Consider the following 13,698-nt stretch of genomic DNA (forward strand, 5'->3'; position numbering starts at 1 on the left):
GGCGCCGCGCCCGGGTGTCAATCTCTCGGCATCGGGGCTCGACGCCGAAGTCGACATCGACCCTCACCCAATCGAACACTCGTTCTAACTACTGGAGAGAGTACACCCCGACACCGACAAGAACGCAAGTAACCGCGGTCGGTCGGCGAGGTCGAGGGGGTGTTCCATCGACCTCGCCCGACCCGGGACGCCGGGTCACGGCCGTGCCGTGGCCCGGCGTCGTCAGGTCACGGTCAGCACCACCTCAGGGTGGAGTTGACCCGGGTGACATTGCGGATCACGTTGTTGGCACCACCGCAGGGGTTCTGGGTGACGTTGGTGTTGGTCACCGTCAGGTTCTGCAGGGTGATGCCGGAGGAGATCGGAAACTCCGACCGCGCCGCGATCCGAACCTCGCCGCCACCGGTCACCGTTCCCGACTGCCCGGCGATGGTGACGTTGTAGCAGTTCTCGATCAGGATCGAGTTGTTGCCGGTGTTCGAGATGGTCACCCGGTCGATCACCGCGCCGCCGCTCTCCGAGACGCAGAAGATCCCGCGCCCGCCGCCCCGGGCGATCACCGTGCCGACCCGGATGTTCGTCGGGTAGCCGCTGCCCACCCGGCCGTTGCGGTTGGCCATCCGGAACGCCGCGTACCCGGTGCCGGCACCGGCGTTGTCGGCGTCGACCGTACCGATGGTGGCGTTGATGGTGTCGTTGAGCAGCAGCCCGGACTCGCCGACGTTACGGGCCGTCACGGTGCCGACGGTCAACCCGTCCACCCCGTACGTCTCCACGGCCTGGCTGCGACTGCCCTGGACGTACACGTTGTCGATCCGGATGTTGCGGACCTTCACCGCCCGGTCGCCGCCGTGGTTGTCGATCCGCACCCCGAGACCGGCGGAGAGCCGCATGTCGATCTGGCCGAGCGTCAGGTTGTTCACGTTGCGCATGAAGATGCCGTACAGCGGCGAGCCGGTGAGGTTCAGGTGCTGCACCTCGATGTCGGTGGCACCGCGGGCGTACACCGGGGCCTGGTCCCCGGAGCCGGAACCGGTCACGTTGATCGTGCCGCACACGTCGAGGATCGTGTAACTGGGCAGTGACAACCGGGAGTTGGCGCTCACCGAGCCGGAGCCCCGGACGACCACCCGCTGCTTCGAGGTACGCCCCGACGACAGGCTGTTCACCGCCGCCTGCATCGCGGAACGCATGTCGCTGCCGGTGTAGACCGTGCTGCCGCCGTTACGGGCGGTCCAGGTGCCGCCGTTCAGCACCGCCTCGGCGTGGAACGAGCCGGTGCCGCAGTCGGCGAGGACGCCGACGTCGCCGGCGGTGGAGTTGCGGAGGTCGGTCGTCTCGCCGCCGTCCGGTGAGACGAGCACGTGGTGGGCCCCGGCGTCGACGGTGGCGGCCGCGTCGGCGGGCGGTACGCCGATCGCCGTACCGAAGCCGGCCAGCATTGCCGCGACGGCCACGACGAGGGCGGTACGCCAGCCGCGCCGTCGGGTTCCGGCGTCGGGCGGGATCCTGGTGGTGATGAGTGTCATCGGTCCTCCTGAGCTGGGAACGGTGGCCGGGAAAACCGCCCGACGAGTTGACCGATCGCAGGGGAAAAGGCTTTCCCAGCGTTCCGGCAACGTATCGAATCGTTTCAATAGAGTCAATGCCATCCATCGATGGATCCGCCCCCGGGCCAACAGCCCTTCGTAATGGCCAATACTTACTTCGCCCCTGACAGGGCGGCGGGTAGCCTCATCCGGTGGCGACAACACGCAAGCCGGCGCTCGGCGTACTGATGGTGCTCTCGTCAGGGGTCCTCTTCGCGGTCAACGGCACCGTCTCGAAACTGGTCCTGCAGGCCGGCGTCGAGGCGCCGCAGCTCACCCTGCTCCGCGCCGCGGGCGCGTTCGTCGGCCTGCTCGCGCTGAGCGTGGTCCTGCGCCCCGGCATCCGCCGCCTCCGGGTCACCGCCGGACAGCTCCCCCTGCTGATCGGGTACGGCCTGGCCGGGTTCTTCCTCGTCCCGATGCTCTACTTCGTGGCGATCTCCCGGATGCCGGTCGGGATCGCGCTGCTGTTCGAGTACACCGCCCCGCTGCTGGTCGCCCTCTGGGCCCGGTTCGGCCAGCGCCAGCAGGTCCGCTCCCGACTCTGGGGCGGGCTGGCGCTCAGCCTCGTCGGACTGGCCTGCGTGGCCGAGGTCTGGGGAGAACTCAAGCTGGACACGCTCGGGGTGCTCGCCGGGCTGGGTGCCGCCGTCCTGCTGGCCGGCTACTACGTGCTCGGCGCCCGGGGCGTACAGGAACGGGACACCCTGTCGCTGACCACCTGGGCGTTCGGCACCTCCGCCGTGGCCGGGCTGCTGGTCCGGGCGGTCACCGACGGAACCGGCGGCTGGGAGCCGCTGGGCGCGACGACCGAGGCCGGCGTGCCGGTCGCACTGCTCTGCGGGTACGTCGTCGTACTCGGCTCGATCGTGCCGTACCTGCTGGTCGCCGGCGCGCTGCGGCACCTCCCCGCGACCAGTGTCGGAATCCTCGGCATGGTCGAGCCGGTGATCGCCGCCGCGGTCGCCTGGACCGTCCTCGGCGTCGGCGAGGCGCTCAACGCCGCCCAGCTCGCCGGCGGCCTACTGGTACTGGCCGGTGTCGCACTCGCCGAGACGGCCCGGATCAGCGCGCCGCCGGCCGCGCCGGGCACTCCCGCACCGGCTCCCGACGTGATCGCCGCGCCCCGCTGACCGACGACGCCGCCGGAGACGCCGCCTACCGAGCAGCGCCGATACCCTCCACTGGCCCGCGCCACCGAGGCTGCGTGCCGGAGACGCCGCCTACCGACGCGCCACCGAACCTGTCCACCGGCCACGGCGCTGGCCGGCGCCGCGCCGGCCGGTCACCGCCGGAGACGTGCCGACCGGGGTCGACCGGCGTAGCGCGCCATCAGCCGTTCGGCGACCGGGGTCAGCGTCACCAGCAGCGCGAGGGTGGTCGTCGCACCGAGCAGGAGCCCGGCCAGCACGTCGTGCGGATAGTGCACGCCAGCCACCACCCGCATCGCCGCCACGACCCCGGCCACCGGTACGGCGACAAAGCCGAGTCGGGGCGCCAGGACGACAATCCCGGCGGCCAGCGCCCCGACGACCGTCGAGTGGTTGCTCGGAAAGGACCAGTCACCGGGCGGCGGGCACGGCACCCAGGTGGCCACGTCCCCGAACGCCCGGCAGGGCCGTTCCTGGTCGACCACCAGCTTCACCGCCTCGCTGGTCAGATACGCCAGCAGCGCGCCCGCCATGACCAGTACGGCACCGGTCGCCGCCGAGGTCCGACGCCGCCACCCGGTCCACCCCGTCCAGGCCAGCAGGCCGGCGAGGGCCAGCACTCCGGCGAGCGCGACGTGCTCGCCGGGGGCGTGCAACCAGTCGGGCAGCCGACCGGCCCCACCGACCACCGCCCGGTACGCCTCGGCGGACGGCCCGTCGGTCACCACCTGCAATCGCGGGTCCCCCAACCCGCCGGGGGCGAGCAGGGTCACCACCACCGCGCCCGCCGCGAGCGCCAGTACCGCCACCAGGATCCGTCGCATGGTCGTCATGGCGCCCCAAGCTAGCCACGACGACGTTCCCTGACTCCGCCCGAAGGTCATCTCGGTCGTACGACCTTCGTCAGCGGTACCGACATCAACAGTTGCGGCGGTGATGCCGCCCAGCGGGAGGGCCCGAAACCGATCATCCCTTCACAGTGGACCACTCGCCCCATTTATCGCGATGTGCCACGCCGTACCGCGACCGTGGACGCTGTCCACACCACCCGTGGAAGCCGGTGGCGAAAAAACTCTATACGCTGTACGGTGTACACTCCACGGAGTTCCGTCCCCCCTTCCCGAGGGAGCACCGAGTGAAGATCACCTCATCCGCCGTGTCACTGAACGTCGACGACGTCGCCGCCTCCAGCGACTTCCTCACCACCCACTTCGGCTTCCGGGAGGAGATGGCCGCCGACGGCTTCGCCTCGCTGGCCCGCGACGACGCCGGGATGAACGTCGTCTTCCTGCGGCGGGGCCTGGCAACGTTGCCGGCGGACCAGCGCGACGACCACGCCCGGGGACTCATCCTCGCCTTCGTGGTCGACGACCTGGAGGGCGAGCTGGCCCGGCTGCAGGCCGAAGGGGTGACCATCACCATGCCGCTCACCACCGAGGAGTGGGGCGAGCGTGCCTTCCAGGTCCGCGACCCCAACGGCGTCATCGTCCAGCTCGTCGACTGGAACGGTCCCCGCTGAGGGTGTTCCCACCAGGGGCGACCCGGTCCGCCGCCACCTGACCCCGGCCCAGCCCCCACCCCGCCGCCACCTGACCCCGGGCCAGTGGGCGTCCGGGCCGGCACCGGGCCGGGTCGGGTCGGGTGACGGCAATTCGACTGGACGTGGGCCGCCGGGTTCCGGGCAAGATGATGCCCATGCAGTCACATCCCAACGTGCAGGCGGTACAGGACGCGCTCGACAACGCGGGCGGCCGGGACGGCTCCGGCGCGGCCAGCCGGGTCCGCGTCCTGCCCGAGGCGGTACACACCGCGGCCGCGGCAGCCGCCGCGCTCGGGATCGAGGTGGGCCAGATCGCCAACTCGCTGATCTTCAACGCGGACGGGGAGCCCCTGCTGGTGCTGACCTCGGGAGCACACCGGGTGGACACCGCCCGGGTCGCCGCGACACTCGGGGTGAGCACGGTCAAGCGGGCCACCCCGGAGTTCGTCCGGGAGCACACCGGCCAGCCGATCGGCGGGGTCGCCCCACTCGGGCACCCGAAACCGGTCCGTACCCTGGTCGACACGGCACTCGCCGGCTACCCCGAGATCTGGGCGGCGGGTGGCGTGCCGCAGGCCGTCTTCCCCACCACCTACGCCGAACTGCTCCGGATCACCGCCGGCAGCCCCGCCGAGGTGGCTTAACGCTTCCCAGGGCGAAGCCGGGGGATTTCCGGCTCAGACCGCACAGGACCGCCCTCCCGGGAGGAGGTGATCGCATGTCTCACGTCGCCGGCACCAGCACGGTCGCGTTCCACCGTGGCGAGGATCGTCCTCGCGGCGTTCCGGTCGCGGCAGGCGGTGTACCCGCAGTCGTCGCACCGGAAAGTCCGCACACCCAGCCCGAGGCGTTCCTTCGTTCTCGTACCGCACTGCGAGCAGGTCATCGTGGTGTAGGCGGGCGTCACCTGCTTGCACAACGTCGGCCCGCGTCCAGATCTCTGCTGGTGGACGGCCTCGTTCCACAACCAGCGGCCCGGATACGGCATTTTCGCAGCTCGGGCCGCCCTTACCTCCCCATGGCCAAAGCCAGGGGCTTCTCAGGCGGCTTCTGATGACCCGGCCCGACCCGGGAGCCGGTCCGCCGTACGACGGAACCGGGTCCGCCCGGTTGGTCACCCTGCACGTCTGGCGCGTTCCCAGGCGGTCGCTGCCCCGGGCCCTGGCCCGGATGGCGGTCGACCGGCACCGGCTGCGCGGCACGCCCGGCGTACGGTTCGGCAAGCTGCTCGGCACCGGCGACGGCTTCGGGCCGACCGACGCCGACCCGACCCGGTGGGCCGCCCTGGTCGTCTGGGCGGACCCGGCCCGGGCCGCCGGATTCGACGACACACCGGTGGGCCGGGCCTGGCGGCGGATCGCCCACGCCGGGGTCCGGCTCGACCTGCGTCCGCTCGCCAGTCGGGGGCGCTGGGCCGGCACCGAACCGTTCGGCACCCTTCCCACGGGTAGCGCCCGTCCCACCGCGCCCGGCCGGCCACTGCTCGCCCTCACCCGGGCCCGGTTGCGCCCGCACCGGGCCGTCGCCTTCTGGCGGGCCGTACCCCCGGTCGCCGCCGCGGTACGGGAGACACCCGGCCTGCTGGCGCGCTTCGGCATCGGCGAGGCACCGCTCGGCTGGCAGGGCACGGTCAGCATCTGGCGTGACGCCACGCACCTGACCGACTTCGCGTACCGTCACCCCGAGCACCGGGCGGCGATCATGCGTACCCCCACCCAACGGTGGTACGCCGAGGAACTGTTCGCCCGGTTCGAGGTGTGCGATCTCGTCGGTGACCCGGCGGTGCTCGGCTGGGTCGGAACCGACGACGACCAGGGGTTCCGACACTGGCCGAGAGTGAGGAGCGGACGAGCATGAGGTTGGTGCCGTGGCAGCCGGACGATCTCGCCCGACGTCTCGACGACGTGGTGGCGGTCTACGGCGAGGCGATGGGTTACCGGTCCGAACTCCTGGAGTCCCGGCGCGGCTACATCGCGACCCACGTACGCCGACCCGGCTTCCGGGCGGTCGCCACCGTCAGTACCAACGGTCACCTGGTCGGCTTCGGCTACGGATACCTCTCCGCACCCGGACAGTGGTGGCACGACCAGGTGCACCACGCGCTGACCGACGACGCCCGGAAGACCTGGTTCACCGACTGCTTCGAAGTGGTCGAACTGCACGTCCGCCCGGCGGCCCAGGGACACGGGCTCGGCGCCCGCCAGTTGCGCGCCCTGCTCGGCATGGCCACCGGCGGCACCACCCTGCTCTCCACCCCCGAGGCGGACGAGCGGACCTCCCGGGCCTGGCGGCTGTACCGGCGGTTCGGCTTCGTGGACGTGCTGCGGGACTTCCACTTCCCCGGTGACGAGCGCGCCTTCGCCGTGCTCGGCCGGACGCTGCCGCTGGCGCCTCCGGAATCATGAGCCGCCGGCCGGGACGGGTGTTCCCGCCGACGGACCGGAAACCCGCACCGGCCGCCCGGCCGGCCGGGACACTGGCCCGTCGACTGCCCTGGCTCCTGCTCGGCGTACTGGTGCTGGCCCAGATCGGTTATCCGTTGACCGGGGACACCGTACGGGCCCGGCTGACCGTGGCCACGGTCGGACTCGGCTACCTGCTGTCGGTGAGCCACGCCCTGCTCAGCCGCGGCCCCCGTACGGCGGCGGCGCTGGTGCTGGTGACCACCGGTGGCGGCCTCGGGGTCGAACTGCTCGGCGTGGCGACCGGGGTGCCGTTCGGCGGCTACCACTACTCCGGCGAACTGGGCCCGAAACTGGCCGGGGTGCCACTGGTCATCCCGCTCGCCTGGACCTGGATGGCCTGGCCCGCCTGGCTCGCCGCGGTCCGACTGAGCCGTCCCGGACCGGGCCGGGTCGTGCTGGCCGCCGTCGGACTGGCCGGCTGGGACGTCTTCCTCGATCCACAGATGGTGGCCGAGGGCTACTGGAGCTGGCAGGATCCGGACCCGGCCCTGCCGGGGGTACCGGAGGTGCCGGTCAGCAACTATCTGGGCTGGCTGCTCTTCGCGACACTGCTGATGTCGCTGCTCGGCCCGGTCGCCGGCCGGGCCGCCCGGCTGCCGAACGGCGCCGACCCCCCGATGTACGCCCTCTACCTCTGGACGTATCTCGGTAGTCTTCTCGCGCACGCGGTCTTCCTGGGTCTGCCCGCGTCGGCCGGCTGGGGCGCGCTGGCCATGGCGGTCGTCGCCGGTCCGCTCGCGGTGACCCTCGCCCGGCGCCGCCACACCCGGCCCCACACCGCCAGCGCCAGCGCCGGGGCCACCGACAGCGCCCGGGCCGCCACCAGTGCTCCGCGCACCGGTGCCCCGAGCACCGGCAGCGTCCCGAGCACCACCGGCGGCGACACCGCCGCGAGCGGGCGGACCGGATGACCGCCCTGGTCACCGCGCTGGCCTGGACGGTCGCCGGCATTGTCGGCGGCCTGACCGCACACGCCGGGCTGAATGCCGCCCGCTGGCTCCGCCGGCCCCCGAACCGGGCGACGGTCCGGGAACCCGTCGCCGTGCTGCTGCCGCTGCGCGACGAGGCGGACCGGGTCACCCCGTGCCTGCGCGCCCTGCTGGCCCAGCGGGGCGTACCCGAGCTGGAGATCGTCGTACTCGACGACGGGTCGACCGACGGCACCGCCCAGGTGGTCCGGGCCGTGGCCGGCGACGACCCCCGGGTACGCCTGCTGTCCGGCGCACCGCCGCCGGCGGGTTGGCTCGGCAAGCCGTACGCCTGCCAGCAGCTCGCCGACCGGGCCGGGCCGGCGGCGACGGCGCTGGTCTTCGTCGACGCCGACGTGGTCCTCGCTCCGCACGCGGTGGCGGCGGCGGTGGCGACGCTGCGGACGGCCTCGGCGACGCTGCTCTCGCCGTACCCCCGGATCGTCACCGGATCGGCGGCGGAACGCCTGGTCCAACCGCTGCTGCAGTGGCTCTGGCTGACCTTCCTGCCGCTGCGCGCCATGGAACGTTCGGCACGGCCGAGCCTGGCGGCGGCGGGCGGCCAGTTCCTGGTCCTGGACCGGGCCGGCTACCGGCGGGCCGGCGGACACGCGGCGGTCCGGGACCGGGTCCTGGAGGACATCGAGCTGGCCCGGGCGGTCAAACGCGCCGGCGGCCGGATCGCCCTCGCCGACGGGTCGACGTTGGCCGACTGCCGGATGTACCGGTCCTGGTCGGAGCTGCGGGACGGCTACGGCAAGTCGCTCTGGGCCGCGTTCGGCCCAGCCGCCGGCGCCACCGCCGTCATACTGCTGCTCCTCCTGCTGTACGCGGTACCGCCGGTGCTCGCCGTCGTCGCGGCGTTCGGCGGCGCCCGCACGGCCGCCCTGGGCGGGCTGACCGGCTATCTGCTCGGGGTCGCCGGTCGACTGGTCAGCGCCCGGGCGACCGGCGGACGCGGCTGGCCGGACGTATTGGCACACCCGGTGTCGGTCGTGCTCCTCGGCTGGCTGACCGTCCGGTCGTACCATCTGCGGAGGCGGGGACGGCTGTCGTGGCGGGGGCGACCGGTGCGCTGAGCCGCCGATCGGGACAACAGCCCCCGGCGTACCGGTGAGGAGGCGGGCGGTTCGTGGCTCGGGTGGTCGTGATCGGCGCCGGGGTGGGCGGTCTGGCGGCCGCGGCCCGGTTGGCGGCCCTCGGCCACGAGGTCACCGTCTACGAACGCGCCGACGAGGTCGGCGGCAAACTCGGCCGGTACCGGCGGGAGACCCCGGTCGGGACGTTCCACTTCGACACCGGCCCGAGTCTGCTCACCCTGCCGCAGGTCTTCGCCGACCTGTTCGAGGCGACCGGCGCGAAGCTGGACGAGTACGTCGACCTGACCCCGCTCGACCCGATCGTGCGGCACCACTTCCCGGCGTCCGGGCCGGACACCCCGGCGACCGTCCTCGACTCCTGCGCCGACCCGGACGTCTTCGCGGCCCGGATCGGGGCGGTGTTCGGCGCACCGGCGGCCCGGGACTGGCAGCGGCTGTGGCGTCGGGCCGGACGGGTCTGGGCGGCCTCCTGGCGGGACGTCCTGCGCAGCGCCGTCGACTCGCCGCTGGCACTGACCCGGCTGGCCTGGCGGCTGCCGGAACTCGCCGCCATCGCCCCCGGCCGGACCCTGCGCGGGCTGGGCCGCCGGCACCTGCGGGATCCCCGGCTGCGGATGCTGCTGGACCGGTACGCCACGTACACCGGTGCCGACCCTCGCCGGGCAGCCGCCGCACTGGTCGCGATCCCGTACGCCGAGATGCACTTCGGCGCCTGGTACCCGCGCGGCGGGCTCGGCACGCTGGCCGACGCGCTGCTCTCCCGCTGCCTCGACCTGGGAGTGGTGGTGGCGACCGGTACCACCGTCACCGGCATCGACGCGGCCGGCGGCCGGGTGCAGGCGGTACGTCTCGGCGGCACCCGGGTACCGGCCGACGTGGTGGTGGCCAACGTGGACGCGCTGACCCTCTACCGGGACCTGCTGCCCACCCCGGACCGGCTGGCCCGGCTCGCCGACCGGAGCCTGGCCGGTTTCGTCCTGCTGCTCGGGGTACGCGGCGAGTCGGGGCTGGCCCACCACAACGTCTTCTTCCCCACCGACTACGACGCCGAGTTCGACGCGGTCTTCGGCGATCCGGGGCGGGGGGTGCCGGCCCGGCCGGTCCCCGACCCGACGGTGTTCGTCAGCGTCCCCGCCGACCCGCTGGTCCGGCCCGCCGGGCACGAGGCGTGGTTCGTGCTGGTCAACGCGCCCCGGCACGGCCGCACCCTGGGTGGTGTCGACTGGCGTCGCCCGGGGCTGGCGGACGCCTACGCCGACCACGTCCTCGACGTGCTCGCCGCGCGTGGTGTCGACGTACGGGACCGGCTGGTGTTCCGGGAGGTGCGTACCCCGGCCGACCTCGCCACGACGGCCGGCGCACCGGGCGGGGCGATCCACGGCAGCGCCGGCGGTCTGCTCCGGCCGCCGAACCGGGGGCCCGTCCACGGGTTGTTCCTGGTCGGCGGCTCCACACATCCGGGCGGCGGGCTGCCGATGGTCACCCTCTCCGCCCAGATCGTCGCCGAGCGGATCGGTCGGTGAGGAAGGGACCCTTCCTATCGCATTCGGTAGACGAAGGGCCCCTTCCTCACCACCGGTCGGCGGGTCAGCGCTCGGTGCCGGGCGGCTCGGTCCCGCTCGGCTCCCGGCGGGTCAGCTCCACCTCGGTGGGCTCCAGACGGACCAGTTCCCGGCCGGCCGGGGCCCGGCCGATCGACTCGCGTCGAGCCCCCTCCGCCGCCGTCGAGGTGCCCGGCCCCTGCCCGCCCGGCCCCTCCAGGGGCGTCCCCGGCCCGGCCGGTCCGGCCGCCGGCTGCCGGGCCGCCGGCTGGTTCCCGGTCGGTTCCGTCCGGTCCAGGGAGCGGCGGACCACGGAGAGCAGCTGAACCATCCCGAAGAAGCCGAGCAGCACCCAGATCGCCGTGGCCAGCGTGATCGTGCCGGCCGCCAGCTCCGGCATGACCAGCCGGGCCAGCCCGGCCACCAGCAGGCCGACCACGGCGACGCTGACCCGGCTCGGCCGCTCCCCCACGGTCACCGTGCCGATCTCCTTCATCCCCGCCGAGACGGAGCGGGCCCGGGTGTACTCGTGCAGCCAGGACAGCGCCCCGGCGGCGACCACCAGCCCGCCCGGGGCCCCCAGCAGCCAGAACCCGACCAGCCAGCAGACCTCACCGACCCGGTCCGCCAGCGAGTCGTAGACGTACCCGAGCCGGGTCGTCCGGCCGGTGACCACCGCGACCGCACCGTCGATGCTGTCCGCGACCGAGGCGAGCAGCACAAGAACGGCGGCGAGCACCGGGCCGAGCACACCGGTCGGACTCCGCACGATGGTGACCGGGACACCGACACAGAGCAGTACGCCGACAACCGTCACCGCGGTCGGCGGCACCCGCAGCCGGGCCAGGGCACAGCCCAGCACGTACGACATCCGCAGCCAGCGCCGTACCGAGGTGGTCGCCATCCGGGGATCGAAGCCGCCGTGCAGCCGCGCCCACTTGACGGCGTACTCGTCCCAGGTCAACCGGTTGCCCACCTCTGGCTCAACCGCCGGACGGCGCCCGAGGTCGCGCCCGGCGGGTTGTCGTCCCGCCCGGCGGATCGGCCGGGCCGGCGGCGACCGCCCCGGCGCGCGGCCTCCCGGACCCGGCGGCCGACCTCACGTCCGGGCCCCCACCTGGAGGTTCTGCCAGACCTCCCGGGTCGCCGTCGACCGGTTGAGGGTGATGAAGTGGATGCCCGGCACCCCCTCGTCGAGCAGCCGCCGGCACATCTCGCTGGCCTGCTGGATGCCGAGCCGGTGGACCGCCTCCGGATCGTCCGCGATCCGCTCGAACTGGGCGGCGAGCGCGGGCGGGAACGGCGCCCCGGAGAGCTGCTCGGAGCGTTCGATGGTGCCGATCTGGGTCACCGGCATGACGCCGGGCAGGATCGGGGTGTCACAGCCGGCCGCCGCCACCCGGTCACGCAGCCGGAGATACTCGTCGGCGTCGAAGAACATCTGGGTGATCGCGAAGTCGGCTCCGGCCCGGCACTTGCGGACGAAGTGCTCGGTGTCGGTGTCGATGTCCGGCGAACGGGGGTGCTTGTACGGGAAGGCGGCGACGCCGACGCTGAAGTCGCCGGCCTCGCGGACCAGCCGGACCAGATCCTCGGCGTAGTGCACACCCTCCGGATGCGGGACCCACTCCCCGGTCGGGTCGCCCGGCGGGTCCCCCCGCACCGCGAGGACGTTGCGCACGCCGGCGCCGGCCAGCCGCCCGATCACGTGCCGCAGCTCGGCGACCGAGTGGTTGACCGCGGTCAGGTGCGCCATCGGCAACAGGGTCGTCTCGGTGGCGACCCGTTCCGTCACCGACACGGTGGTGTCCCGGGTCGAACCGCCGGCCCCGTAGGTGATCGAGACGAACGACGGGCGCAGCGACTCCAGCTCACGGATCGCCTGCCAGAGCAGGCGTTCACCCTTCTCGGTCTTCGGCGGGAAGAACTCGAACGAGAAGGTCGGCCCGCAGCCGCGGACCAGATCCCCGATCGACGGTCGCGAGTCGGGGAGTACGGAGGGGAGACCGAGCGCCACGAGGTGACTCTACCGGTTCAGAAGGTCACTCCCGCCCCTTCCCGCACCGTACGGGGCAGGTGTCCGTTTCCGCCCGACGCACCCGGCCACGCCGGAGGCCCGGGGCCCTGCCGCGACCGCAGCCGATCGGGCGATCCACTAGCGTCAGGGCGTGACCGAACCCGCCCACGTCCCACCGGTGGACCGCGCTGGACTACGCCAACGGGTCGACGCCTCCCTGGCCAGGTTCCTCGCCAGGCAGCGCGCCTGGATGGCCGGCGTCGACGACGGACTCGCCGCGGTCGCCGACGCGCTGGAGGCGTTCGTGCTCGGCGGCGGCAAACGGCTCAGGCCGGCGTTCGCCTACTGGGGCTACCGGGGCGCCGGCGGACCGGACTCCGACAACATCGTCAGTGGGCTGTCCGCGCTGGAGTTCGTACAGGCGAGCGCGTTGATCCACGACGACCTGATGGACCGCTCCGACACCCGGCGCGGTGAACCCTCGATCCACCGCCGGTTCGCCGCCCGGCACCAGGCGGCGGGCTGGGCCGGCGACCCGGCCGGTTTCGGCGACTCCAGCGCCATCCTCCTCGGCGACCTCTGCCTGGTCTGGTCCGACGAACTGCTGCACGGCAGCGGCCTCGACCCGGTGGTGGTCGCTCGGGCCCGGCCGGTCTTCGACGAGATGCGCACCGAGGTGACCATCGGGCAGTACCTGGACGTGCTCGCCCAGGCCAGCCGGGACACCTCGGTCGAACGGGCCAGCAAGGTCGCCCGGTACAAGGCCGCGAAGTACACCGTCGAGCGTCCGCTGCTGCTCGGCGCCGCGCTGGCCGACGCACCCGCCGCCGTCCGGGCCGCCTACTCCGGGTACGGGCTGCCGCTCGGCGAGGCGTTCCAGCTCCGCGACGACGTACTGGGGGTGTTCGGCGATCCCGGGCAGACCGGCAAGCCGGCCGGGGACGACCTTCGTGAGGGCAAGCGCACCTATCTCATCGCCGCCGCCTTCGAGGCGACCGACCAGGCCGGACGGGACCTGCTCGGCAGCCGGCTCGGCGACCCCGACCTCGACCCGTCCGGGGTCGACGCCCTCCGCGAGGTGATCACCGGCAGCGGCGCCCTCGACCGGACCGAGCGCCGGATCGCGATGTTGACCGACACCGCGCTCGCCGCGCTGGTCGGCGTCGAACTCGACCCCGAGGCCCGCGAGGTCCTGGTCGACCTGGCCGTGGTGGCCACCCGCCGCAAGGACTGAGGTGTAAGGAAGGGCCCCTTGTTATCGCTTTTTGTTTAGGAAGGGCCCCTTCCTAACACCCCGGTCGGGGCGACCGGTCCCGTGCGACGATCG

At 73.2% G+C, this 13,698-nt stretch carries 13 protein-coding genes and 1 pseudogene; 9 read left to right on the forward strand and 5 right to left on the reverse strand.

What is annotated here, in order from left to right; translation table 11 throughout:
* Positions 1-233: 233 nt before the first annotated feature.
* A complete protein-coding gene (locus V1633_RS26475) occupies positions 234-1,529 on the reverse strand; it encodes a hypothetical protein (protein WP_331215724.1) in 1,296 nt (431 codons plus the stop codon).
* 212 nt (positions 1,530-1,741) lie between these two features.
* On the opposite strand from V1633_RS26475, the gene V1633_RS26480 reads away from it, so the two are divergent.
* On the forward strand, positions 1,742-2,722 hold the full coding sequence (locus tag V1633_RS26480) for an EamA family transporter (RefSeq protein ID WP_331215723.1): 981 nt from the start codon (positions 1,742-1,744) through the stop codon (positions 2,720-2,722).
* A gap of 152 nt (positions 2,723-2,874) precedes the next feature.
* Here V1633_RS26480 and V1633_RS26485 read toward each other — a convergent pair whose 3' ends face one another.
* Positions 2,875-3,573 (reverse strand): phosphatase PAP2 family protein, encoded by a 699-nt coding sequence (locus V1633_RS26485; protein ID WP_331215722.1) that lies wholly within the window; start codon positions 3,571-3,573, stop codon positions 2,875-2,877.
* Positions 3,574-3,875: 302 nt separating this feature from the next.
* Between V1633_RS26485 and V1633_RS26490 the strand changes: the two genes are divergently transcribed.
* Together V1633_RS26490 and V1633_RS26495 are read left to right on the forward strand one after the other, a co-directional pair.
* Positions 3,876-4,259, forward strand: a complete 384-nt coding sequence (locus tag V1633_RS26490) for a VOC family protein (protein WP_331215721.1) — start codon at positions 3,876-3,878, stop codon at positions 4,257-4,259.
* Between the two features lie 176 nt (positions 4,260-4,435).
* Positions 4,436-4,924 (forward strand): YbaK/EbsC family protein, encoded by a 489-nt coding sequence (locus V1633_RS26495; protein WP_331215720.1) that lies wholly within the window; start codon positions 4,436-4,438, stop codon positions 4,922-4,924.
* Here the strand turns inward: V1633_RS26495 and V1633_RS37070 are convergent.
* Entirely contained in the window at positions 4,921-5,268 is a 348-nt protein-coding gene (locus V1633_RS37070) for a zinc ribbon domain-containing protein (RefSeq protein WP_407952054.1), read from the reverse strand. The genes V1633_RS26495 and V1633_RS37070 overlap by 4 nt on opposite strands.
* 65 nt (positions 5,269-5,333) lie before the next feature.
* Here V1633_RS37070 and V1633_RS26500 point away from each other — a divergent pair, with 65 nt between their 5' ends.
* The 5 genes from V1633_RS26500 to V1633_RS26520 are packed head-to-tail and all read left to right on the forward strand — an operon-like array spanning position 5,334 to position 10,336.
* On the forward strand, positions 5,334-6,137 hold the full coding sequence (locus V1633_RS26500; protein ID WP_331215719.1) for a monooxygenase: 804 nt from the start codon (positions 5,334-5,336) through the stop codon (positions 6,135-6,137).
* Complete coding sequence (locus V1633_RS26505; protein ID WP_331215718.1) at positions 6,134-6,685, forward strand: GNAT family N-acetyltransferase; 552 nt, start codon at positions 6,134-6,136, stop codon at positions 6,683-6,685. The genes V1633_RS26500 and V1633_RS26505 overlap by 4 nt, the downstream gene beginning before the upstream one ends.
* A complete protein-coding gene (locus V1633_RS26510; RefSeq protein WP_331215717.1) occupies positions 6,682-7,656 on the forward strand; it encodes a carotenoid biosynthesis protein in 975 nt (324 codons plus the stop codon). The genes V1633_RS26505 and V1633_RS26510 overlap by 4 nt, the downstream gene beginning before the upstream one ends.
* Positions 7,653-8,792, forward strand: a complete 1,140-nt coding sequence (locus tag V1633_RS26515) for a glycosyltransferase (RefSeq protein ID WP_331215716.1) — start codon at positions 7,653-7,655, stop codon at positions 8,790-8,792. Before V1633_RS26510 ends, V1633_RS26515 begins: the two co-directional genes overlap by 4 nt.
* 53 nt (positions 8,793-8,845) lie before the next feature.
* On the forward strand, positions 8,846-10,336 hold the full coding sequence (locus tag V1633_RS26520) for a phytoene desaturase family protein (RefSeq protein WP_331215715.1): 1,491 nt from the start codon (positions 8,846-8,848) through the stop codon (positions 10,334-10,336).
* Between the two features lie 313 nt (positions 10,337-10,649).
* Here the strand turns inward: V1633_RS26520 and V1633_RS26525 are convergent.
* Both V1633_RS26525 and metF read right to left on the reverse strand, forming a co-directional pair.
* Positions 10,650-11,330, reverse strand: a pseudogene (locus tag V1633_RS26525) (CDP-alcohol phosphatidyltransferase family protein); the annotation flags it as partial.
* A 123-nt stretch (positions 11,331-11,453) separates the two neighbouring features.
* Positions 11,454-12,371: a methylenetetrahydrofolate reductase [NAD(P)H] gene (gene metF, locus V1633_RS26530; RefSeq protein WP_331215714.1), complete on the reverse strand. Its 918-nt coding sequence runs from the start codon at positions 12,369-12,371 to the stop codon at positions 11,454-11,456.
* Positions 12,372-12,522: 151 nt separating this feature from the next.
* On the opposite strand from metF, the gene V1633_RS26535 reads away from it, so the two are divergent.
* Positions 12,523-13,605 carry a polyprenyl synthetase family protein gene (locus V1633_RS26535; protein WP_331215713.1) on the forward strand — a complete coding sequence of 361 codons (1,083 nt, stop codon included), beginning with the start codon at positions 12,523-12,525 and terminating at the stop codon, positions 13,603-13,605.
* The last annotated feature ends 93 nt before the right edge of the window (positions 13,606-13,698 follow it).

The sequence above is a fragment of the Plantactinospora sonchi genome, assembly GCF_036422035.1.
GTDB classification, from domain to species: Bacteria; Actinomycetota; Actinomycetes; order Mycobacteriales; family Micromonosporaceae; genus Plantactinospora; species Plantactinospora sonchi.

What these genes read in the sequence shown, in the direction of transcription:
- V1633_RS37070 (WP_407952054.1), bottom strand. Translation starts at nt 5,268, where the DNA reads ATGCCGTATCCGGGCCGCTGGTTGTGGAACGAGGCCGTCCACCAGCAG.
- V1633_RS26510 (WP_331215717.1), top strand. Translation starts at nt 6,682, where the DNA reads ATGAGCCGCCGGCCGGGACGGGTGTTCCCGCCGACGGACCGGAAACCC.
- V1633_RS26495 (WP_331215720.1), top strand. Translation starts at nt 4,436, where the DNA reads ATGCAGTCACATCCCAACGTGCAGGCGGTACAGGACGCGCTCGACAAC.
- V1633_RS26485 (WP_331215722.1), bottom strand. Translation starts at nt 3,573, where the DNA reads ATGACGACCATGCGACGGATCCTGGTGGCGGTACTGGCGCTCGCGGCG.
- V1633_RS26515 (WP_331215716.1), top strand. Translation starts at nt 7,653, where the DNA reads ATGACCGCCCTGGTCACCGCGCTGGCCTGGACGGTCGCCGGCATTGTC.
- V1633_RS26475 (WP_331215724.1), bottom strand. Translation starts at nt 1,529, where the DNA reads ATGACACTCATCACCACCAGGATCCCGCCCGACGCCGGAACCCGACGG.
- V1633_RS26505 (WP_331215718.1), top strand. Translation starts at nt 6,134, where the DNA reads ATGAGGTTGGTGCCGTGGCAGCCGGACGATCTCGCCCGACGTCTCGAC.
- V1633_RS26500 (WP_331215719.1), top strand. Translation starts at nt 5,334, where the DNA reads ATGACCCGGCCCGACCCGGGAGCCGGTCCGCCGTACGACGGAACCGGG.